Raw genomic sequence first — 21,343 nt, 5'->3', positions numbered from 1 at the left:
CGGGAGGGTCAGCCGGTGATGCTGACCTTCTCATGCCCCTCGGCGGCGGCGCCGTCCGCGCCATCCTCCGGCAGCACGCGCCAGACGCCGCCGGACAGCGTCTCGCTCGGCCGGAAGCGGGCCTTGTAGGCCATCTTCGGGCTCTGCGGGACCCAGTAGCCGAGATAGACGTAGGGCAGGCCGAGGCTGCGCGCGCGGGCCACCAGCCACAGGATGGCATAGGTGCCGAGGCTGCGGCGCGTCTCCTCCGGCGCGTAGAAGGAATAGACGGCGGAAAGGCCATCGCTCAGCCAGTCGGTCAGGCAGGCGCCGAGCAGCCGGCCGCCGCCGTCCCGGAATTCCACGACGCCAGTGGTGATGGGCGTGTCCTCCACCATGGCGCGGTAGTCGTAGAAGCCCATCGCCGCCATGTCGCCATCGCCATGGCGCGCGCCCTGGTAGCGCTGGAACAGGGCGAATTGCTCGGCGCTCGCCCGCGCAGGCATCTCCGCCGTCACGAGGTCGGCGTTGAAGCGCATCACCTTCCGCTGGGTGCGGTCCGGCGTGAAGGCGTTGGCGACGATGCGGATGGGGATGCAGGCGCGGCAGCCCGGGCAGACCGGCGAATAGGCGATGTTGTGGCTGCGGCGGAAGCCGGCGCGGGAGAGGCGGTCATGCAGCGCTTCGGCATCGCCGCCGGCCAGTTCGGTCACGATCTTCCGCTCCGTCCGGCCTGCCAGATAGGGGCAGGGCAGCGGCGCGGTCGTGTAGAAGAACTGCGGTCGGCGGGTGGCGCGCTGGAGCATGTCTGTCAGGCTCTACTGTCCGCGCTGGCCGCTGGCAAATCAACCATCCTCCGTGATGATTCGGCCCTGCCGCCGTTGCGCGTGAAGGGCCGCGGCCCGCACCACGAGGGTGTCGGAGAACAGGTCATGTAGGGTGCGGGATCGGGATGAGAAGAAGGCCGCCAGCAGCGGCAGCCCGCCCGCCGCCCAGGACAGGGCCAGCAGCGTCGTGCTGGTGAAGGCCTGGCCGAAGCTGGGGTGCCCGGTGTCGGATTCCGACCGCACCACCAGCCCCATCAGCGCCTGCCCCGGCGTGGCCGAGAGCGGGGACCCGATGGACAGCGTGCCGTAGAGGATCGGCAGCACCAGCCCCCAGGGCAGCACCAGCAGCCCGCCCGCCATGCCGAGCGTCAGCAGCGCCAGCAACCCCGTGCCGCCCCAGACCAGCCAGGACAGGATGAACAGGATCGCGCCATCGATCAGCCAGGCCGCGATGCGGCGGCCGATCACGCCCTCGAAGGGGTGCGGCCGGTCATCGGCGTCGCTGGCGCGGTTCTGGTTCACTGGGCACTCCGGCTGCTTCGGGCTTGAGGCGTATGGTCCCGGTCAACGTGCCCGGCACCCGCCCCAGCTTCAAAACGTCACCATCCCGCCATCGTTGCAGCTGGTCGTCCCAATGCGGCGAAAAAGGATGGCCCGACTGGCCCGTCGCGATGATGGCCACCGCGCCATCGGGATCGCCGAGGTCGAAGGCCGCGCGCAGGCCCGCGCCGTGCAGATGCGCATAGGGCCTTTCGCCACCGCCCCGCATGCCGCCGCGCGACAGCGTCTCCCCATCCCCCGGGCTCGGCATCTCCAGCCGCGTCATGCCGCCGAGGATGGGGATGAAGCGCAGGATGGGATGTTCGAAGGTGGCGATGTGGGCGCGCCCCCAGGCCCATTTTGCGGGGTCGGAACCCTGGGCGGAATCGAGTTCGGTGGTGGCTTCGACCAGGGCGCGGGCCAGCAGCGCGTTGCACCCCTGCGCGCCGCACCAGGCGGCGGCGCGCGCGGGGTCGGTCAGCAGCAGGCGGATGAATTCGGGGCCGGCGCTGGTGCCATCCGGCGCGCCGCCTTGCGCCAGGGCCAAGCGGCGGAAGGCGCGGAGCCAGGCGTGATAGATCATGGGCTGGGGCGCTTCCGCCCGCATCGCGCCGTCCCAGCCCCGCAGCAGCGCCTGGGCGCGGCCGGGCAGGCCGGGGGCGGCGGGCACGGCCAGCAGGGCGGGCAGGATTTCGCGCGCCAGCAGCGACACCACGTCGTTCTGCATGGCGGCGAATTGCGCCAGGTCATGCTTCGGGCGCTCGGCCAGCAATTCCCGGATGCGGCGCAGGCGCCAATCCCCGTACCAGTCCACGCCGAGGAACACGGTATGCCCCGCCGGCGCCGGGCGTGAATTGGCGTTGGCGATCTGCCCGCTGGCCGGGTTCTCGATATGCGGCATGGCATCGAAGGGCACGAAGCCGGTCCAGTCCATGCTGCCATCCCAGCCTCGGGCGGGCAGGCGGCCATCGCCAGCGCGGCGGATCGGCGTGCGGCCGACCAGGTATTGCGCGATCGTGCCCTCCGCCGAGGCGACCATCAGGTTCTGCGGCGGGCTGGTGAACAGGGCGGCGGCGGCGCGGGCCTCCGCCAGGGTGGTCGCCCGGTTCAGCGCCAGCAGCGCCTCTGCCGCCGTATCCCGCGGCGCGAGGTTGGCCATGGAGACGGCGAGCACATGGCCATCCTCCGCCGCCAGGCCATCGAGGCCGGAGATGACCGGGCCGTGCCGCGTCTCCCGCACCCGCAGGATTTCGGGTTCCTCCCGGCCGCGCACGGCGATGCGTTCCTCCCGCACCACGAAGGGGCGGGGGCCGTCCGGGGTTTCGTAGGCATCGGGGCCCGCCAGGCGTTCGACGAAGACGTCCTGCGTGTCCGAATGGGTGGTGGTGAAGCCCCAGGCCAGGCGCTGGTTGCGGCCGATGACGATGGCCGGCACCCCCGGCGCGCTGGCGCCGACACGGAAACTGCCATCCGGGAAGTCGATGCGGGCGAGGTACCAGAGGATGGGCGCCTGGAAGCCGAGATGCGGGTCATTCGCCAGCATCGGTGCCCCCGACACGCTGCGCGCCCCCGTGACCGCCCAGGCGTTGGAGGCACTGTCCGGCAGCGGCGCATCCACGCCGAAGACCGGCACCGCCTCCAGGATGCGGGCCAGCGAGACGGGGCCGGGCAGCGCCGCCAGGTCCGGCCGCCCTTCGCTGGCATCGCGGGGCCAGAGGTCGTCCAGCCTGTCCGCCGGCAGCACGCCCGCCTGGCGGGCGTACTCCAGTTCACGCCGCCAATTGCCGGACAGCCAAAGCCCCATGACCTTGCCCCAGAGCAGGCTGTCCACCGGCCGCCAGGGCTCGGGTTCGCCCAGCGCCAGGAATTCCGGCGCCGCCAGCCGCCCGCGCGCGGCGATCAGCGCGTTCACCCCCTCCGCATAGGCCTCCAGCAGGTCCCTTGCCTGGGGTGAGAGCGCGGCGAGGTCCGATTCCGCGGATTGCACCAGGCCCAGCGTGCGGGAGAAGCGGTCGAGCCGCAGCGCGGAGGGGCCGGCGATCTCCGCCAGCCGGCCGGAGGCTCCGCGGCGCATCGCCTCCATCTGGAACATCCGGTCCCGCGCATGCAGCCAACCCAGCGCGACGGCGGCATCGCGTTCGGTCGTGGCCTCGATCCGCGGGATGCCGTGTTCGTCGAGGGTGATGGCGACATGGCCGGAGAGCGTCGGGATGCCCGGCTCCTCCCGCACATCGGGGAGGCTGGAATTGACCATGGCGAAGCCGAAGGCCAGGGCGATGCCGGCGAAGACGAACAGCAGGATGAGAAGGCGGCCGGCGAGGCTGAGGGCGATGCGCATGGCCGGGGAGATGGACCGCCGGGGCGGGAAAGGGAAGCGGCGGCCCGTGAAGGATGGGGCCGCCGCCAAGGGTTCAGCCCTTGCGGGGCGTCCCGATCGCTTCCAGCCGCTTCACGAAGGCATCCCGCGCCGCTTCGAAGCTGTCTTCCAGCTTCGCCGGCAGGGTATCCGCGTTCTGCTGGTCCACATACCAGGCGCCGCCCGTCTCCGCTTCCTCATCCAGCCGGCGGAGGAAGCCGATGGCAGCGATCGCATCGCCGCGGCGGTGCGAAAGATAGCGGTCCACCGCCACCGCCTTGCTGCGCTGCCGCCCGCCGACCTTGGGCTTGCCGTCGGACCCCGTGAATTTATGCGGCTGGCTGGTGCCCTCGGGCGGGGCAAGGTTGAAGATCCCCGCCAGCTCGGTCGCCAGCGCCGTCAGCTGCTCCACCGCCGCCGTGGTGGCGGTGGCCGCCGCCGCGCTGCCGCCGCGCGTGGGCGCGGGCGGCGGCGGCAGGTTTTCCAGCATGGCGCGCGCCTGCGCATGCAGCTTGGACCGCTTCGGGTCGGCCAGGATGCGTTCGGCATTGGCGCGGAGGTTGGCGAGTTCCGCCTTGTCCTTGCCCGCGTAGTTGGAGGATCCGCTCACGACATGTTCACCATGATGGTCTTCTTATGCGTGAAGTGTTCCAGCATGGCTTCCAGCGAGGCCTCCTTGCCGAGCCCCGAGGACTTGACGCCACCGTAGCTGAGATTGGCCTGCACGACGAGGTTCTGGTTGATCTGCACCAGCCCCGCCTCCAGCCGGTGCGCCAGGTCGAGGCCCACCTTCAGGTTGTTGGTCCAGAGCGACGCCGCCAGGCCGTATTCGCTGTCATTCGCCTCCGCCAGCACGGATTCGGGATCGTCGAAGGGCTGGATGACGGTGACGGGTCCGAAGATCTCCTCCCGCACCAGGCGGGATGTGCCGTCGAGGCCGGTGAAGATCACGGGCTGGATGAACAGGCCCTTCCGCAGCGCCGGGTCGGTCGGCATGGCGGAGCAGACATGGGCGGTGGCGCCGGGGGTCGCGGTGCCTTCCGCGATGTAGGTGCGCACCTTTTCCAACTGGCCCTCGCTGACGATGGTGCCGATGTCGGTCTTCTCATCCAGCGGATCGCCCATGACCATGGCGTCCACCGCCTTCTTCATCTCGCCCACGAAGCGGTCGAAGATCGGGCGCTCGACATAGATGCGCGACGCCGCGGTGCAGGACTGGCCCTGGCGCGTGAAGCGCATGGAGGTCAGCGCGCCGCTCACGGTCTTCTCGAAGTCGCAGTCGGCGAAGACGATCATCGGCGACTTGCCGCCGAGTTCCAGCGTGACGGGGATCAGCTTCTCCGCCGCCGCCTTGGCGACGATCTTGCCGGTCTCGACGCTGCCGGTGAAGGTCACCTTGCGGACCTTCGGGTGCGCGACGAGGGGCGCGCCGCATTCCGGGCCGAAGCCGGAGACCATGTTGAACACGCCGGGCGGCAGGATGCGGTTCATGATCTCGCAGATCCGCAGCACCGCCAGCGGCGCTTCCTCCGCGCTCTTCACCACCACGGCATTGCCCGCCACCAGCGCCGGCGCGACCTTCAGCGCCATCAGCAGCATGGGCACGTTCCAGGGGATGATGGCGCCGACCACGCCCAGCGGCTCCCGCACCGTTACGCTCAGCACGTTGGGCGCGAAGGGGACGCTTTCCCCCTTCAGCTCGGAGCCCAGCCCGCCGAAGAATTCGAACACATCGGCGACGACATTGGCTTCCACGCGGCTTTCGGTGCGCAGCGCCTTGCCGGTCTCCAGCGCGATCAGCCGGCCGAGTTCATCGACATGGGTGCGGATGGCGGCGGCGCAGGCATGGACCAGGGCGCCGCGCTTGCGGGCGGGCACCTTGGCCCAGGCCTTCTGGGCCTCCACCGCGTTCAGCACGGCGGCGTCCACATCCGCGGCATCGCCTTCGGCGGCGCGGGCAACCTCGGCCCCTGTCGCGGGATTGACCACGGCGAAGGTCTTGCCGGACCGGGCGGGGACATAACGTCCGCCGATGAAATGCACGCCGGACAGCGCCTTGGCGAGGGCGAAGCAGTCGGCTGTCGGGGCATCCGGGGTGGGGTGTGGAAGGTCGAGCATGGGTTTCCTCCGCCGCAAACACGGCACTATAAGCGCGTGCCGCACCATGCGTCGCCCGCCGGCCGGCGGCAATGCTGCGGTTTCACGCGCGGAATCCGGGCTGCCCGATCGGGGCGCCCGGCCATTGATGGATTGAAGGGGCGTTTGACCGATGGAGAAGGCACCGAGCGGGCCGCTGCGCGGCCTCAGGGTCCTTGACCTGACCCGGGTGCTGGCCGGGCCTACCTGCACGCAGATGCTGGGCGACATGGGCGCCGAGGTCATCAAGATCGAGCGTCCCGAATCCGGCGACGACACGCGCGGCTTCGCGCCGCCGGTCTGGCCGGGCACGCAGGAAAGCGCCTACTTCCTGGGCGTCAACCGGAACAAGAAGTCCCTCACCCTCGACATCGCGAAGGAGGAAGGGCAGGCGATCATCCACCAGCTGCTCGAGACCTGCGACATCCTGGTCGAGAACTTCAAGGTGGGCGCGCTGGCCAAGTACGGCCTCGGCTTCGACCAGCTGAGGGCCAAGAATCCCGGGCTGATCTACTGCTCCATCACCGGCTTCGGCCAGACCGGCCCCTACGCGCCGCGGCCTGGCTATGACGCGCTGATCCAGGGCATGGGCGGCGTCATGTCCCTGACCGGGGAGCCGGAGGGCCTGCCGCAGAAGGTGGGCGTACCGGTCGCGGATTTGTTTGCCGGCCTCTATGGCTGCATCGGCATCCTGGCGGCGCTGCGCCACCGCGAACGGACGGGGCAGGGGCAGCAGATCGATATCGGCATGCTCGATACCTCCGTCGCCTGGCTGGCCAACCAGGGCATGAACTACCTGGCGACCGGGGAGAATCCGCCCCGCCTCGGCAACCAGCACCCGAACATCGCGCCCTACCAGGTCTTCCCGACCAAGGACGGGCACATCGTGCTGTCCGTCGGCAACGACCCGACCTTCGAGCGTTTCTGCAAATCCTTCGGCTGCGAGGCGATGCTCGCCGACCCCCGCTTCGCCACCAATGCCGAACGCGTGGCCAACCGGGACGCCGTGACGGCGACCCTGACGCCGGTGATGCAGTCCCGGACCACCGCCGAATGGGTGGCGGCGCTGGAGGAGCGGAAGATCGGCTGCGGCCCGATCAACAAGCTGTCCGACGTCTTCGCCGACCCGCATGTGAAGGCGCGGGGCTGCACGGTGGACCTCACGCTCAGCAATGGCGCGAATGTCACCGTCATCGCCAACCCCGTGCGGCTTTCCGCGACGCCGGCGGATTACCGCATCGCCCCGCCGCTACTCGGCGAACATAGCGAGGAAGTGCTGACCGGGCTGCTCGGCATGACGGAAGCGCAGGTCCAGGCGCTGAAGGACAAGGGCGTCGTCTGAAGGACGCGGCTGGGGTCTGAAGCCGCCTGAACAACCCGAAGGACATTCCATGCGCCACGGCCATCTGCGTTACCTGCTGGCCGGGGCCTTCCACCGGATGGCCTGGGTTGAATGGGGGCCGGCGGATGGCGCGCCCGTCATCTGCGTCCATGGCCTGACGCGCAGCGGGCGGGATTTCGACGTCCTGGCCCAGGCGCTGGCCGGGCAGGGGCGGCGGGTGATCTGCCCGGACCTGCCCGGGCGCGGCGCCTCCGACTGGCTGGCGGAGCCGATGCTCTACCAGCCGCCCTCCTATGTGGCGGCGCTGGCGCATCTGCTGGCGCGGATCGAGGGCCCGGTCGATTGGGTCGGCACCTCGCTCGGCGCCATCTGCGGCATGGGGATCGCGGCGGCGAAGGGGCACCCCATCCGGCGCATGGTGATGAACGACCTCGGCCCCTTCGTGCCGCAGGCCGCCATGGCCCGCATCCGCGACTACATCGCGGAGGTGCCCCGCTTCGCGGACCTCACGGCGCTGGAAGCGCATCTCCGCCGCGTCCACGCCCCCTTCGGCCGGCTGACGGACGCGCAGTGGCGGCATCTGGCGGAGACCTCCGCCCGGCCCTCCGGCGATGGCGGGTTCCTGCTGCACTACGACCCCGCCATCGCGACGCCGATCCGGGCGCAGGAGGCGCAGGCGCTCGACATGCGCTTCCTCTGGAACGCGCTGGACCTGCCCATCCTCGCGATCCGCGGCGCGGAAAGCGACCTGCTGCTGGCGGAAACGGCGGCCGAGATGGCGACGAAGCCCGGCGTGCGGCTTGAGGTCATCCCCGATGCCGGTCACGCGCCGGCGCTGATGGACCCGGCGCAGGTGGCGATGGTGTTGGATTTCCTGGGCTAGCCCCGGTCAGGTCGCCGCCGCGCCCGGCGGGGGCTCCGCGCTGGGTCGCCGCCGCCTGGCCCACCCCGCCACGCCCCGCACCACGATGCCAGCCCGCCGCCTGATGTCGCGCAGCCCCTCCTTCACCTCCGCCCGCCAGAAGAACGGCTTCACGGGGTGCCACAGCATGTCCGCCCGCCGCCCCATCCGGTAGAGCGCGGGCTTGAAGATCAGCGTCCCGGGGGCGAGGTGAACCTGCCTCGGGCAGTTCAGGTAGAAGCGCCCGCGGTAGCGGTCCGGCGTGAATTCGCCCTCGCCACCCAGATCCACCACGGACAGCCCACGCGCGAGCGCGACGGTGCCCCAGATGGCCTCGCAATGCCCGGCCCAGCCGGCGCGATAGGCCTCGTCGATCGCCGCCACCATACGCGCGCTCGCCCGGAAGATCGGCAGGAAGACGCGGAGCGTCGCGTGATCGTCCAGCGTCACCGGCGCCACCAGGCTCGGCCAGTTGAACCAGGCCGGATCGTCGCGGCGGCGCAGGACGGAGGAAATGAGGAGGTCCGCGCCGTCACCCTCGAAGGCCGACAGGAAGCGGGACCATGGCCCGCTGAAGCGGACATCGTATTCGACCGCCCAGTAATGATCGTAGCCGGGATGGGCGAGGAAGGCGTGCAGCGCGATCAGATCCGTATGCCCGCCGCGCCACAGATCCCAATCCGGCCCGGCCGACTTGCCGGGATAGGCGGGGCTGCGCAGGTCGCCCGTTGGCACGATGTGATGCGCGACGCGGGCCAGGCGCTTCGGGATCGGGACGCCGGCGCCCCGGTGGAAGGCCACGATCGGCGTGACATGCGGCGGGCATCCCTCGGCGATCCGCCGGAAGGCGCTTTCGCACCAGCGATCGAAGAAATGGGTCTGGAAGACCAGCAAGACGCGCGGCGGCACCTGTTCCTGCACTGAACCCTGCCATGGACGCTGGATGTTCGCGGAACACGCGGGCGGGCCGCGCCGTTCCGGCATCGCTCCGTCACGAAAGCCGGAGCGCGGAAACCACCACCCCCGATGCGCGTCGTGCCCCCGTCGTTGCCCCCCGTCGTTGCAGGGCAAGACCTATCCGGGGAGATCGCGCATGGGGACCAGCAGCCCATCCGGGGGTGCGGCGTGAACACCATCGCCCCGCCGCAGCCGCAAGCCGGCGCCATCCGCTTCCAGCCGACACCCGTCGCCGGCTGCTTCATCGTCGATCCCATCCGCCGCGGCGATGGGCGCGGCTTCTTCGCCCGCGCCTTCTGCGAGGCGGAGTTCGCCGCCGCCGGCATCGAATCCCGCTTCGTCCAGGCCAACAACTCCCTGACCCGCAAGCCCTTCACGCTGCGCGGCCTGCACTACCAGCTGCCCCCGGCGGCAGAGGTGAAGCTGGTGCGCTGCCTGGCCGGCGCGCTGTTCGACGTGGTGGCGGATCTCCGCCCGGATAGCCCGAGCCATGGCCAGTGGTTCGGCGCCATGCTGACGGCCGAGAACCGGCAGATGATGCTGGTGCCGCGGGGCTGTGCGCATGGCTTCCTGACCATGGCGCCGGATACGGAGGCCCTCTACCTCGTCAGTGCGCCCTATGCGCCGGCGCAGGAACGCGGGCTGCGCTGGGACGACCCCTTCCTGTCCATCGAATGGCCGGAGGAACCGGCGGAACTCTCGGCCAAGGATGCCGGCTGGCCCGCCTTCGACGCTGGCTTCCATGGCACCGACCAGATGCGCGGCCTGCTGTGACGCGCGGGGACGACACATGATCATCATCGACCGCCTTCTGGCCCGGCGCGCCGCCGATGGCCGCCCCATCCGCGTCGGCATGGTGGGGGCGGGCTTCATGGCCCGCGGCATCGCCAACCAGATCGTCAACTCGACCCCGGGGATGGCGCTGGTCGCCATCGCCAACCGCACCCTGGCGCGCGCCGCCGCCTGCTACGCGGAAGCGGGGGTGGAGGCCCCCATCGCCGTCACCAGCATCCCCGCGCTGGAACAGGCGATCCGCGATGGCCGCCCCGCCATCACCGACGACCCGATTCTGCTCTGCGCCGCGGGCGGCATCGACTGCCTGGTGGATGTGACGGGCGCGGTGGAGCACGGCGCGCAGGTGACGCTGGCAGCGATCCGCCATGGCCGCCCCGTGGTGTCCATGAATGCGGAGCTGGACGGCACCGTCGGGCCGCTGCTGAAGCGCCTGGCGGATCAGGAGGGCGTGATCTTCACGGGCAGCGATGGCGACCAGCCCGGCGTGCAGATGAATTTGTTCCGCTTCGTGAAATCCATCGGCCTGACGCCGCTGGTCTGCGGCAACATCAAGGGCCTCCAGGACCCCTACCGGACGCCGGAAACCCAGGCCGCCTTCGCCGCGAAATGGGGCCAGGACCCGCACATGGTCACCAGCTTCGCGGACGGCACCAAGATTAGCTTCGAACAGGCCATCGTCGCCAACGCCACGGGGATGACGGTGGCCAGGCGCGGGATGCTGGGCCGCGACCATGCCGGCCATGTCGATGAACTCGTGACGATGTACGACGTCGATGAACTGAGGCGCCTCGGCGGCGTGGTGGATTACGTCGTGGGATCGAAGCCCGGCCCCGGCATCTATGTGCTGGCGACGCATGACGACCCGAAGCAGCGCCACTACCTCAACCTCTACAAGCTGGGGGAGGGGCCGCTCTACAGCTTCTACACGCCCTACCACCTCTGCCATTTCGAGGTCCCGGCCTCCGTCGCGCGCGCGGTGCTCTGCGGCGATGCCGTTCTCCAGCCGATCGGCCCGCTGATGGTGGAGGTGGTGGCGACCGCGAAGCGCGACCTGAAGGCGGGTGAGATTGTCGATGGCCTCGGCGGCTTCATGACCTATGGCCAGGCGGAAGCCTATCCCGCCGCGCGGGAAGCGGGCCTGCTGCCGATGGGCGTGGCGGAGGGCTGCCGCCTGAAGCGCGACCTGCCCCGGGATGCCGTGCTGACCCATGCCGATGTGGACCTGCCCGCGGGGCGCCTGATCGACCGGCTGCGGGCGGAACAGGATGCGATCTTCCCGGGCGTGGCCGCCAATGACGCGCGGCCCCGGGTTGCGGCGGCGGAATAGCGCCACTGCTGCTTGACGGGCCGGCTTGACGGAGCACCGGCCCGGGCGGAGGCTTTCCTTACGGCGCCGCAATCCAATGGACGGCGCGACCGGAGGAAACCTCATGCGCCTGACCCGCCGCACCCTCGCTTTGGCCACGGCCGGGCTGCTCGCCGCCCCCGGGCTTCGCGCCCAGGGCAATTGGCAGCCCACCGCGCCGATCCGCATCGTCGTGCCCTTCCCGGCCGGCGGCACCACCGACATCCTCGCCCGCCTCTACGCGCAGCGGCTGGGGGAGACGCTGGGCGTTTCCGTCGTGGTGGAGAACCGCGGCGGCGCGGGCGGGTCCATCGGCGCCGATGTGGTGGCGAAGGCGCCGGCGGATGGGCAGGTGCTGCTGTTCCACAACCTCACCTTCTCCACCACCACGGCCGCGCTGGAATTCGTCGGCCGCGCGCCGCATTCGATCGAGCGTGACTTCGCGCCCATCTCGCTGGGCGCCAACGTGCCCATGATGCTGCTGGTGAACGCGCAGGTGCCGGCGACGAACCTGGCGGAGCTGGTGGCCTGGGCCAAGGCGCAGTCCTCTCCGCCCTTCTACGGATCGACCGGCCCCGGCAGCACCATCAACCTGATCGGGGAGGTGCTGAAGCGCGATGGCGGCTTCGCCATGGAACACGTCCCCTTCCGCGGCGCGGCGCCGCTGGTGCAGGAAATGTTGGCCGGGCGCATCGCCTTCGGCGGCGACCAGCTCTCCTCCTCCCTCCAGCACATCCGTGGCGGCGCGCTACGGCCGATCGCGACGCTGGCGGCCAGCCGCGCCAGCGCCCTGCCCAACATCCCGACGGTGCGGGAACAGGGCTTCCCCAATGCGGAACTGCTGGGCTGGAACGGCTTCTTCGCGCCTTCCCGGACGCCGCAGCCGGTGCTGGTGCGGCTGCACGCCGAAATCGCCGCCGCCGCGCGCCATCCACCGCTGGCATCGCGCATCGCGGAACTGGGCGCGGAGCCCGGCGGCAACAGCGCGGCCGAATTCACGGCCCAGGTTCACGGCCAGATCGCCGCGGTACGGCCGCTGGTGCGGGATCTGCGCATGCAGGTGGAATAGCGGGGGGCGGCCAGGGGAGCGGGGCCGCCCCCCCCCAATGGCCTCCACCAGCGGTCAGCGCAGCCGCCGCGCCAGCCTGGCCGGCGGTTTCGCCCGCGCCGGGTCGAACCAGCCGAGCCGGAGCCGCAGCTTCTGCCAGGGGCCGAGCGCGCCTTCCGGCGGCGAGGGCAGGGGGGAGAGGCGCAGCGCCTCCTCCGCCCCCAGCAGGGTCGCCCGGGCCTGGCGCTGGCGATGGAGCCGCCACCAGGCCAGCGCCTTGGCTTCCCCTTCGGGCGCGTGGCTGAAGGCCATCAGCGCATCGACCTCCGCCCGCTGCGCCCGCAACGCCGCGACGGCCGGCGTCTCCGGCTTGTCGGAGGCGCCATGCCAGGGACGCGGCAAGGGGATGGGTTCAGGCACGGCGCAGCACCTGCGCGGCCTCGACCGCGAAATAGGTCAGCACCCCGTCGGCCCCGGCGCGCTTGAAGCCCAGCAGGCTCTCCATCATGGCGCGTTCCCGGTCCATCCAGCCGCGCTCCACCGCCGCCATGATCATCGCGTATTCCCCGCTGACCTGATAGGCGAAGGTCGGCACGCCGAAGCGGTCCTTTACGCGCCGCACGATGTCCAGATAGGGCATCCCCGGCTTGACCATGACCATGTCCGCGCCCTCCGCGAGGTCGAGCGCCACTTCGCGCAGGGCTTCCTCGGAATTGGCGGGGTCCATCTGGTAGGTCTTCTTGTCGCCGCCCTTGAGGCTGCCGCCCGATCCCACCGCTTCCCGGAAGGGGCCATAGAAGGCGGAGGCGTATTTGGCGGCGTAGGACATGATCCGCGTGTGGATCAGCCCCCGAGAATCAAGGGCTGCGCGAATACTGCCGACGCGCCCATCCATCATGTCCGACGGCGCGATGACATCGATGCCGGCCTCCGCCTGGATCACGGCCTGGATGGTGAGGATGTCCACCGTCTCGTCATTCGCGACATACAGGCCGCCCGGGCCTTCCCGCAGCACGCCGTCATGCCCGTGGTCGGTATAGGGGTCGAGCGCCACATCCCCGATCAGGCCGAGATGCGGGTATTCGTGCTTCAGCAGGCGGGCGGCGCTGCACATCAGGTTGTTCGGGTTCTTGGCCTCCGTCCCCTCGCCATCCTTCTTCTCGGATGGCGTGGCGGGGAACAGCGCCACGGCTGGCACGCCGGCCGCGACGGCGGGGGCCACGTGATGCGCCAGGCGGTCCAGCGTCACGCGCTTGACCCCGGGCATGGAGGCGACATCGGTTTCGATGCCCGTCCCCTCGATGACGAAGATCGGCCAGATCAGGTCATCGATGGAAAGCTTGTTCTCCGCCACCAGGCGCCGGGTGAAGGCATCCACCCGGTTGCGGCGCGGGCGGATGGCGGGGAAGCCGCCCGCCGTGGCAGCCAGGGGGAGCGCGGGGCTCGACTTATCAAACGCGTTCATGCGGTGGCGTCCAGGGCCTGGGTGAGGTCCGCCAGGATATCGTCGATATGCTCGATGCCAATGGAAAGCCGCACATAGCCCGGGGAGACGCCGGAGGCCGCCTGTTCCTCCGCATTCAGCTGGCTGTGGGTGGTGGTGGCGGGGTGGATCGCCAGGCTGCGGGCGTCACCGATATTGGCGACGTGGTAGAACATTTTCAGCGATTCGATGAACTTGCGGCCTGCCTCGGCCCCTGCCTTCAGCTCGAAGCCCATCAGCGAGCCATAGCCGCCCTTCAGCGCCGCATCCGCCCGGCGCTTGTTCTCCCCGGTCATCAGGCTGGGATGGGTGACGGAGGCGACGGCGGGGTGGCTGGCGAGGAAGGAGGCCACCTTGATGGCGTTGGCGCAGTGGCGCTCCATGCGCAGCGGCAGCGTCTCCAGCCCCTGCAGCGTCAGGAAGGCGTTCATCGGCGCCATCGGCGCGCCGAGGTCCCGCAGCAGGATCACCCGCATCCGGATGATGTAGGCGACGGGGCCGAGCGGCTTCACCGCCTGGGTCCAGACCGCGCCATGGTAGCTGGCATCCGGCTTGTTCAGCGTCGGGAAGCGGGCGGCATTGCCTTCCCAGTCGAAATTGCCGCCATCCACCACCACGCCGCCGATGCTGGTGCCATGCCCGCCGATCCACTTGGTCGTGGAATGCATGACGATGGCCGCACCCAGCGCGAGGGGCTTGCACAGCACCGGCGCCGCCGTGTTGTCCATGATCAGCGGAACGCCGATCTTGCGCCCCAGCGCCGCCACTTCCGCGATCGGGAAGACGCGGAGCTTCGGGTTCGGCAGCGTCTCCGCGTACCAGCAGCGGGTGCGGTCATCGGTGGCGCGGACGAAGGCCTCGGGGTCCGCCGGATCGACGAAGCGGACCTCGATGCCGAAGGTCTTCAGGGTGTTGGCGAACAGGTTCCAGGTGCCGCCATAGAGGTCCGTGGAGGAGACGATGTTGTCCCCGGCCTCGCAGAGGTTCAGCACGCAGAAGGTGGTGGCCGCCTGGCCGGAGCCGAGTGCCAGGCCCGCCACGCCCCCCTCCAGCGCCGCGATGCGCTTTTCCAGCACATCCACGGTCGGGTTCATGATGCGGGTGTAGATGTTCCCCATCTCCGCCAGGCCGAACAGTCGGGCGGCATGGCCGGTATCCTGGAACTGGAAGCTGGTGGTCTGGTGGATCGGCACGGCGACGGAGCCGGTGGTGGGGTCGGCGCGCCAGCCCGCATGCAGCGCGATGGTTTCCGGGTTCGTCGAATCGGCCATGTGACCCTCCTCCTGCCCGCCTCTGGCGGTGCGATGATGGCCGCATCCATCCACGGGCCCGGGGGTGGGCGCAAGGCGGGATGCAACCTGCCGTGGTGGCGGCACGGGGCAGGATGGCGGTGCTGTCGCTGGGGTCGAAAGGGGAGGTTTCATCTCCCGCCCCGCGCGGGTCTGGGTTGCGCCCCCAAGGGGTTGGGTCGGTGGTTCCGGGCGGCCACCCGCCGTGGTAGTCAATCCCGCATGAACCCTGCGAATACACCCATAGCCCCCACGGTTGCCGCCACGGTCGCCCTGGGCGCGGACCACGCCGGCGTGGCGATGAAGGCCGCGATCCGGGAGATGCTGGAAGCCGCCGGCCATCCGGTGCTGGACCTCGGCACCCATGGGACCGAAAGCGTGGACTACCCCGATTTCGGCGCGGCCGTGGCCTCCGCCGTGGCGGAAGGCCGTGCCACCTTCGGCGTGCTGGTCTGCGGCACCGGCATCGGCATCTCCATCGCCGCCAACCGCAACCCCGCCATCCGCTGCGCCCTGGTGCATGATGTCACCGGCGCGCGGCTGACGCGGACCCACAACGACGCCAACGTCATCGCCCTCGGTGCCCGGATGACGGGCATGGAGGTGGCGCTGGACGCCGTCCGAATCTTCCTCGACACCCCCTTCGAAGGCGGCCGCCACGGGCGCCGCGTGCAGAAGCTCAGCCCCGGTTGGAGCGCGTCCCCATGAACGAGACCACACCCGCGGTCACCCCCGCCCGCTTCTTCTCCGCCCCCGTGACGGAGACCGATCCCGAACTCGCCGCCTCCATCCGGGATGAGCTGATCCGCCAGCAGGACGGGATCGAGCTGATCGCGTCGGAGAACATCGTCTCCCGCGCCGTGCTGGAAGCCCAGGGCAGCGTGATGACCAACAAGTACGCGGAGGGCTATCCCGGCCGCCGCTACTATGGCGGCTGCGAATTCGTGGACGTGGCGGAAACGCTGGCGATCGAGCGCGCGAAGAAGCTGTTCGATTGCGGCTTCGCCAATGTCCAGCCGCATAGCGGCGCCCAGGCCAACCAGGCCGTGTTCTTCGCCCTGCTCCAGCCCGGCGACAGCTTCATGGGCCTCGACCTGGCGGCGGGCGGGCACCTGACGCATGGCGCCCCGGCCAACCAGTCCGGCAAGTGGTTCAAGCCCGTCCCCTACACGGTGCGGCGCGAAGACCAGCGGATCGACATGGCGGAGGTCCGGCGCATCGCGCTGGAGAACAAGCCGAAGCTCATCATCGCGGGTGGCTCGGCCTACGCCCGCACCTGGGATTTTGCCGCGTTCCGGGCGATCGCGGATGAGATCGGCGCCTGGTTCATGGTGGACATGGCGCATTTCGCGGGCCTGGTCGCCGGCGGCGCGCATCCGTCCCCGTTCCCCCACGCCCATGTCGCGACCACGACCACGCACAAGACGCTGCGCGGCCCCCGCGGCGGCATGATCCTCACCAACGACGAGGCGCTGGCCAAGAAGTTCAACAGCGCGGTGTTCCCTGGCCTGCAGGGCGGCCCGCTGATGCATGTCATCGCCGCCAAGGCCGTGGCGTTCGGAGAGGCGCTGCGCCCGGAATTCCGCACCTATGCGAAGCAGGTCGTCGCCAATGCGAATGCGCTGGCGGAGGAGCTGAAGAAGCAGGGGCTCGACCTGGTGACGGGCGGCACGGACAACCACCTGGTGCTGGTGGATTTGCGGCCCAAGAAGCTGACGGGCAAGGCGGCGGAGGGTGCGCTGAACCGCGCCCACCTGACCTGCAACAAGAACGGCATCCCCTTCGACCCGGAGAAGCCGATGACCACCTCCGGCGTCCGCCTCGGCAGCCCCGCCGCGACGACCCGCGGCTTCGGGGAGGCGGAGTTCACCCTCGTCGGCCAGATGATCGGCGAAGTGCTGGACGGGCTGGCGAAGGCCAACGCGCCGGACGCCAACGCCGCGGTGGAAGCCGCCGTGAAGGGCCGGGTGCTGGAGCTGTGCCGGCGCTTCCCGATCTACTGAGGTCCTGACCCCATGCGCTGCCCGTTCTGTGGGAACGAAGACACGCAGGTGAAGGACAGCCGGCCGGCGGAGGATGGGGCTTCCATCCGGCGCCGCCGGTCCTGCCCCGCCTGCGGCAACCGCTTCACCACCTTCGAACGGGTGCAGCTGCGCGAACTGCTCGTGGTCAAGACCGATGGCCGCCGCGTGCCGTTTGACCGTGACAAGCTCGCGCGCTCCGTCCGCGTGGCGCTGCGCAAGCGTCCCTTCGACGAGGAGCGGATCGAGCGCATCGTCTCGGGCATCCAGCGTCGCCTGGAAGTGGAGGCCGACAGCGAAGTCACCAGCCGCCGGGTGGGGGAGGTGGTGATGGAAACGCTGCGCGACGTGGATGAGGTCGCCTATGTCCGCTTCGCCTCGGTCTATCGCAATTTCCGCGAGGCCAAGGATTTCCGGGCCTTCCTGGGCAAGATCGAAGGCTCCTGACCCTCGTGGATGATGTGACTCACATGCGGGCGGCGCTCGCGCTGGCCTCGCGTGGCCTGGGCAATACCTGGCCCAACCCCGCGGTCGGCTGCGTGATCGTGGCGAGCGACGGCCAGGTGGTCGGCCGCGGCTGGACCCAGCCCGGCGGGCGCCCCCATGCGGAGACGGAGGCGCTGAAGCGCGCCGGCGACCGCGCGCGGGGCGGCACCGCCTATGTCACGCTGGAACCCTGCTGCCACTGGGGCCGCACGCCCCCCTGCACCGATGCCCTGGCCGCCGCCGGGGTGGCGCGGGTGGTGGTGGCACTTCGCGATCCCGACCCACGGGTCGATGGCGAAGGATTCCGGAAACTCGCCGCCGCGGGGATCGTGGTGGAGGAGGGGCTGCTGCGGGAGGAGGCGGAGCGCGTCACGGCCGGCTTCATCAAGCGCCTGCGCCACGGCCTGCCGATGGTGACGCTCAAGCTGGCGACCACGCTGGATGGCCGGATCGCCACCGCCACCAAGGAAAGCCGCTGGATCACGGGCCCCGCCGCCCGCCGCGCCGCCCATGGCCTGCGGGCCCGCCACGACGCCATCCTGGTCGGCAGCGGCACCGTCATCGACGACGACCCCGACCTGACCTGCCGCCTGCCTGGCGGCGTGCCCGTCCCCGCGCCCCGCGTGGTGGCCGATGCCAGGCTGCGCATCCCCCTGGGTTCGAAGCTGGTCCGCACGGCGCGGGAGGTTCCGACCCTGGTCTGCACCACCCCCGGCCATGCCGAGGCCGCGCTGGCGCCCCTGCGGGAAGCCGGGGTCGAGGTGATCGAGGTCGAAAGCGGCCCGACCGGCCTTTCCCTGCACGGCGTCCTCTCGGCCCTGGCCGCGCGCGGCATCACCCGGTTGCTGGCGGAGGGCGGGTCCGGCATTGCGGCCTCCCTGCTCCGGGAAAAACTGGTGGACCGCCTCGCCTGGTTCCACGCGCCGATGGTCATCGGCGGCGACGGAATCCCCGCTTCCTACGAGTTGCCATTGCCCGATCTGGCTTCCGCGCCCAAGTTCCGCCGCGTGGCGGTGCGGACCCTGGGGCCTGACCTGCTGTCCGAATACGAGATCGAGGCCGGCTGATGTTCACGGGTATCGTCACCGCACAGGGCGTCATCACCGCCATCACCCCGATCGGCGACGGGCGCGACATGCGCCTCACCATCGCGACGCCGCCGGGCTGGCTGGACGGCGCCGCCATCGGCGCCTCCATCTGCTGTTCCGGCTGCTGCCTGACGGCGATCGAATACGGCACCGGCAGCTTCACGGTCGAAGCCTCCGCCGAGACACTCTCCAATACCACGCTCGGCACCTGGCAGGTGGGGCGGCGGATCAACCTGGAACGGTCGCTGAAACTCGGCGACGAGATGGGCGGCCACATCGTCTCCGGCCATGTCGATTGCGTCGGCACCGTCACGGCGGCGGTGCCGGAAAACGGATCGACGCGCTGGACCTTCGCCATGCCGCGCGACTTCATCCGCTTCGTGGCCAGGAAGGGCAGCATCGCCATCGATGGCTGCTCCCTCACGGTGAACGAGGCGACCGACGAAAACTTCGGCGTCAACATCATCCCCCACACCGCGGAGGTCACGGGCTTCGCCACGCTGAAGCCCGGCGATGCGGTGAATATCGAGATCGACATGCTGGCGCGCTACGTCGCACGCCTCGCGGAGTTCAAGGCATGAACGTGCAGCCCCGGACCACCAGCTTCGCCGACTTCCTCAGCCCGACGGAGGATCTGATCGAGGAGGCCCGCCGCGGCCGCATGTTCATCCTCGTGGATGACGAGGACCGGGAGAATGAGGGCGACCTGGTCATCCCCGCGCAATTCGCGACGCCGGACGCCATCAACTTCATGGCCAAGCACGCCCGCGGGCTGATCTGCCTGGCGATGGCGCGGCACCGCGTGGAACAGCTCGGCCTGCCCCTGATGGCGCAGTCCAACGGCACGCGCCACGCCACGGCCTTCACGGTGTCGATCGAGGCGCGGGACGGCGTCACCACCGGCATCTCCGCCGCCGACCGCGCCAAGACCGTTGCCGTCGCCATCAACCCGGAACTGGGGCGGGAGCATATCGTCACCCCCGGCCATGTCTTCCCGCTGGTGGCGCGGGATGGCGGGACGCTGGTCCGCGCCGGGCACACGGAAGCGGCGGTGGATTTCGCGCGCCTCGCAGGGCTGAACCCGGCCGGCGTGATCTGCGAGATCATGAACGATGACGGCACCATGGCCCGGATGCCGGACCTCGTCGCCTTCGCGCAGCATCACGGCCTCAAGCTTGGCACCATCGCGGACCTCATCGGCCATCGCCGCCGGACGGAACGGCTGGTGAAGCGGGTCGAGGAAGGCACGGTGGAGGGCATCGGCGGGCCGTGGCGCGCCGTGGTCTATTCCTCCACCCTGCAGGAAGGCGAGCATGTCGCCCTGGTGAAGGGGGATGTGACCGGCCCGCAGCCGACGCTGGTGCGGATGCACGCCGCCTCGCTTCTCAAGGACATGATCGGCGGCCGTGTCGAACAGGACCTCCACGCCGCCATGCGCGCCATCGACCAGGCCGGGCGCGGCGTGGTGGTGCTGCTGCGGGATTGGCGTTCCGATGGCCTGTCCCAGCAGGTCCGCGCGCAGCGGGACCGCCGGCAGGTGGCGCCCGAGATCCGGGACTACGGCATCGGCGCGCAGATCCTGGCCGATCTGGGCTTGCGCGACATCATCCGCCTGTCCGACAACCCCCGCCCCCTGGTGGGTCTGGAGGGCTACGGGCTGACGGTGCTCGAGACCCGGCCGATCCCCAAGGACTGACCGGCAAGCTGACCGGCCAGGCGGCACGATTCGCCGCCGGCCGCTTGAGGATGTATCAGGCAGCATGAGCACCAAGGACGCGCCGACCCGCGCGGCATCACCGATTCCCGGCCAGCCACCCCGGCTGCTGGTCATCCAGGCCCCATATTACGAGGAGGTCGTCGGCGGCATGCTCGCCGGCGCCCGCAAGCGCGTCGAGGAAGCAGGCGGGCAGCTGGAGGTGGTGGACGTCGCCGGCGCCTTCGAACTCCCGGCCGCGCTCCGCATGGCGCTGGCCGCTGGCCGCGGCTGGGATGGCTTCATCCTGCTGGGCTGCGTGGTGAAGGGTGAGACGGACCACTACGACTTCATCTGCGACGCCGTCTGCCAGGGCGTCATGGCGATTGCCGCCGAGACGGGCGCGGCGCTGGGCTTCGGCCTGCTGACGGTCGCGACGCTGGACCAGGCCATCGCGCGGTCCCGCGACGACGGCATGAACAAGGGTGTGGAGGCCGCGCACGCCGCCCTGACCCAGGTGGCGCTGGCCCGCCGCTGGGGCCGGGCATGAGCGGCCCGCGCGAGTCCGGCCGCCTGCAGAAGGGCCGCCCCCGCACCGGGGCGCGCCTGGCCGCCGTGCAGGCGCTGTTCCAGTCCGAACAGGCCGGCGAGAACCCGGAAACCGTCATCCAGCAATTCGTCCGCCACCGCCTGGGCCCGAATGACGCGGATGAGGGGCTGGGGGAGGGCAGGGTGCCCGACGCCGATGCCAAGCTGTTCGCCCGTATCGTCCGCGACACCGCCGCACGGATCGAATCGCTGGACGAGACGATCGGCAAGGCATTGGCCAAGGACTGGCCGCTGGAGAAGCTGGACCCCGTGCTGCGGGCGCTGCTGCGCGCCGCGGCGGGCGAACTCTCCACGCCGCATGAACCGCCGGCGCGGGTGGTGATCAACGAATACCTCGACATCGCGCATGGCTTCTTCGTGGGCGATGAGCCGCGTTTCGCGAATGGCGTGCTGGACGCGCTGGCGCGCAGCCTGCGGGCCGATGAATTCGCCCGGCCGTGATGGCTTG

The 21,343-nt window shown here is 70.4% G+C and carries 22 protein-coding genes; 13 read left to right on the top strand and 9 right to left on the bottom strand.

Annotated elements, in window-relative coordinates; all coding sequences use genetic code 11:
- Positions 1-8: 8 nt before the first annotated feature.
- The 5 genes from ACTIE5_RS04690 to ACTIE5_RS04670 all read right to left on the bottom strand — a co-directional run bounded on the left by ACTIE5_RS04690 (position 9) and on the right by ACTIE5_RS04670 (position 5,820).
- On the bottom strand, positions 9-785 hold the full coding sequence (locus ACTIE5_RS04690) for an arginyltransferase (RefSeq protein ID WP_439548526.1): 777 nt from the start codon (positions 783-785) through the stop codon (positions 9-11).
- Between the two features lie 39 nt (positions 786-824).
- Positions 825-1,328, bottom strand: a complete 504-nt coding sequence (locus ACTIE5_RS04685) for an RDD family protein (RefSeq protein ID WP_439548525.1) — start codon at positions 1,326-1,328, stop codon at positions 825-827.
- Positions 1,297-3,684 (bottom strand): penicillin acylase family protein, encoded by a 2,388-nt coding sequence (locus ACTIE5_RS04680; RefSeq protein ID WP_439548524.1) that lies wholly within the window; start codon positions 3,682-3,684, stop codon positions 1,297-1,299. The genes ACTIE5_RS04685 and ACTIE5_RS04680 overlap by 32 nt, the downstream gene beginning before the upstream one ends.
- A gap of 73 nt (positions 3,685-3,757) precedes the next feature.
- Positions 3,758-4,312, bottom strand: coding sequence for a hypothetical protein (locus tag ACTIE5_RS04675; protein ID WP_439548523.1), 555 nt, complete (start codon positions 4,310-4,312; stop codon positions 3,758-3,760).
- Complete coding sequence (locus ACTIE5_RS04670) at positions 4,309-5,820, bottom strand: aldehyde dehydrogenase family protein (protein ID WP_439548522.1); 1,512 nt, start codon at positions 5,818-5,820, stop codon at positions 4,309-4,311. The genes ACTIE5_RS04675 and ACTIE5_RS04670 overlap by 4 nt, the downstream gene beginning before the upstream one ends.
- A gap of 151 nt (positions 5,821-5,971) precedes the next feature.
- Here ACTIE5_RS04670 and ACTIE5_RS04665 point away from each other — a divergent pair, with 151 nt between their 5' ends.
- Complete coding sequence (locus ACTIE5_RS04665; protein ID WP_439548521.1) at positions 5,972-7,180, top strand: CaiB/BaiF CoA transferase family protein; 1,209 nt, start codon at positions 5,972-5,974, stop codon at positions 7,178-7,180.
- Positions 7,181-7,229: 49 nt separating this feature from the next.
- Positions 7,230-8,063, top strand: coding sequence for an alpha/beta fold hydrolase (locus ACTIE5_RS04660; protein ID WP_439548520.1), 834 nt, complete (start codon positions 7,230-7,232; stop codon positions 8,061-8,063).
- A gap of 6 nt (positions 8,064-8,069) precedes the next feature.
- On the opposite strand, the gene ACTIE5_RS04655 is transcribed toward ACTIE5_RS04660, so the two are convergent.
- Complete coding sequence (locus ACTIE5_RS04655; RefSeq protein ID WP_439548519.1) at positions 8,070-8,990, bottom strand: hypothetical protein; 921 nt, start codon at positions 8,988-8,990, stop codon at positions 8,070-8,072.
- 216 nt (positions 8,991-9,206) lie between these two features.
- Between ACTIE5_RS04655 and rfbC the strand changes: the two genes are divergently transcribed.
- From rfbC to ACTIE5_RS04640, 3 genes are all read left to right on the top strand, one after another.
- Entirely contained in the window at positions 9,207-9,812 is a 606-nt protein-coding gene (rfbC, locus tag ACTIE5_RS04650) for a dTDP-4-dehydrorhamnose 3,5-epimerase (protein ID WP_439548518.1), read from the top strand.
- Between the two features lie 16 nt (positions 9,813-9,828).
- A complete protein-coding gene (locus ACTIE5_RS04645) occupies positions 9,829-11,160 on the top strand; it encodes an NAD(P)H-dependent oxidoreductase (protein WP_439548517.1) in 1,332 nt (443 codons plus the stop codon).
- Positions 11,161-11,263: 103 nt separating this feature from the next.
- Positions 11,264-12,247, top strand: coding sequence for a Bug family tripartite tricarboxylate transporter substrate binding protein (locus ACTIE5_RS04640; RefSeq protein ID WP_439548516.1), 984 nt, complete (start codon positions 11,264-11,266; stop codon positions 12,245-12,247).
- Between the two features lie 54 nt (positions 12,248-12,301).
- Here the strand turns inward: ACTIE5_RS04640 and ACTIE5_RS04635 are convergent, their stop codons facing one another.
- Genes ACTIE5_RS04635 through ACTIE5_RS04625 form a run of 3 tightly spaced genes read right to left on the bottom strand, consistent with a single transcriptional unit; the run spans position 12,302 to position 14,980 of the window.
- Entirely contained in the window at positions 12,302-12,646 is a 345-nt protein-coding gene (locus ACTIE5_RS04635) for a hypothetical protein (RefSeq protein ID WP_439548515.1), read from the bottom strand.
- A complete protein-coding gene (gene hemB, locus ACTIE5_RS04630; protein WP_439548514.1) occupies positions 12,639-13,691 on the bottom strand; it encodes a porphobilinogen synthase in 1,053 nt (350 codons plus the stop codon). The genes ACTIE5_RS04635 and hemB overlap by 8 nt, the downstream gene beginning before the upstream one ends.
- Positions 13,688-14,980 carry an O-acetylhomoserine aminocarboxypropyltransferase/cysteine synthase family protein gene (locus ACTIE5_RS04625; RefSeq protein WP_439548513.1) on the bottom strand — a complete coding sequence of 431 codons (1,293 nt, stop codon included), beginning with the start codon at positions 14,978-14,980 and terminating at the stop codon, positions 13,688-13,690. Before ACTIE5_RS04625 ends, hemB begins: the two co-directional genes overlap by 4 nt.
- A gap of 240 nt (positions 14,981-15,220) precedes the next feature.
- Between ACTIE5_RS04625 and rpiB the strand changes: the two genes are divergently transcribed.
- The 8 genes from rpiB (at position 15,221) to nusB (ending at position 21,336) form a co-directional block, all read left to right on the top strand.
- Positions 15,221-15,706: a ribose 5-phosphate isomerase B gene (rpiB, locus tag ACTIE5_RS04620; protein ID WP_439548512.1), complete on the top strand. Its 486-nt coding sequence runs from the start codon at positions 15,221-15,223 to the stop codon at positions 15,704-15,706.
- The gene (glyA, locus tag ACTIE5_RS04615; RefSeq protein ID WP_439548511.1) at positions 15,703-17,001 is read left to right on the top strand and encodes a serine hydroxymethyltransferase; all 1,299 of its coding nucleotides are present in this window, start codon (positions 15,703-15,705) and stop codon (positions 16,999-17,001) included. The genes rpiB and glyA overlap by 4 nt, the downstream gene beginning before the upstream one ends.
- A 12-nt stretch (positions 17,002-17,013) precedes the next feature.
- Complete coding sequence (gene nrdR / locus ACTIE5_RS04610; protein ID WP_164695934.1) at positions 17,014-17,466, top strand: transcriptional regulator NrdR; 453 nt, start codon at positions 17,014-17,016, stop codon at positions 17,464-17,466.
- A 23-nt stretch (positions 17,467-17,489) separates the two neighbouring features.
- The gene (gene ribD / locus ACTIE5_RS04605) at positions 17,490-18,572 is read left to right on the top strand and encodes a bifunctional diaminohydroxyphosphoribosylaminopyrimidine deaminase/5-amino-6-(5-phosphoribosylamino)uracil reductase RibD (protein ID WP_439548510.1); all 1,083 of its coding nucleotides are present in this window, start codon (positions 17,490-17,492) and stop codon (positions 18,570-18,572) included.
- Positions 18,572-19,174, top strand: a complete 603-nt coding sequence (locus tag ACTIE5_RS04600; RefSeq protein ID WP_439548509.1) for a riboflavin synthase — start codon at positions 18,572-18,574, stop codon at positions 19,172-19,174. Before ribD ends, ACTIE5_RS04600 begins: the two co-directional genes overlap by 1 nt.
- The gene (gene ribB / locus ACTIE5_RS04595) at positions 19,171-20,289 is read left to right on the top strand and encodes a 3,4-dihydroxy-2-butanone-4-phosphate synthase (protein ID WP_439548508.1); all 1,119 of its coding nucleotides are present in this window, start codon (positions 19,171-19,173) and stop codon (positions 20,287-20,289) included. Before ACTIE5_RS04600 ends, ribB begins: the two co-directional genes overlap by 4 nt.
- A gap of 64 nt (positions 20,290-20,353) precedes the next feature.
- The gene (ribH, locus tag ACTIE5_RS04590; protein ID WP_439548507.1) at positions 20,354-20,836 is read left to right on the top strand and encodes a 6,7-dimethyl-8-ribityllumazine synthase; all 483 of its coding nucleotides are present in this window, start codon (positions 20,354-20,356) and stop codon (positions 20,834-20,836) included.
- On the top strand, positions 20,833-21,336 hold the full coding sequence (nusB, locus tag ACTIE5_RS04585; RefSeq protein ID WP_439548506.1) for a transcription antitermination factor NusB: 504 nt from the start codon (positions 20,833-20,835) through the stop codon (positions 21,334-21,336). The genes ribH and nusB overlap by 4 nt, the downstream gene beginning before the upstream one ends.
- The last annotated feature ends 7 nt before the right edge of the window (positions 21,337-21,343 follow it).

The sequence above is a fragment of the Falsiroseomonas sp. genome (assembly GCF_051859025.1).
Taxonomy (GTDB): domain Bacteria; phylum Pseudomonadota; class Alphaproteobacteria; order Acetobacterales; family Acetobacteraceae; genus Falsiroseomonas.
Note: the sequence above shows the minus strand (reverse complement) of the source record. Positions and strands in the feature narration are given on the sequence as shown.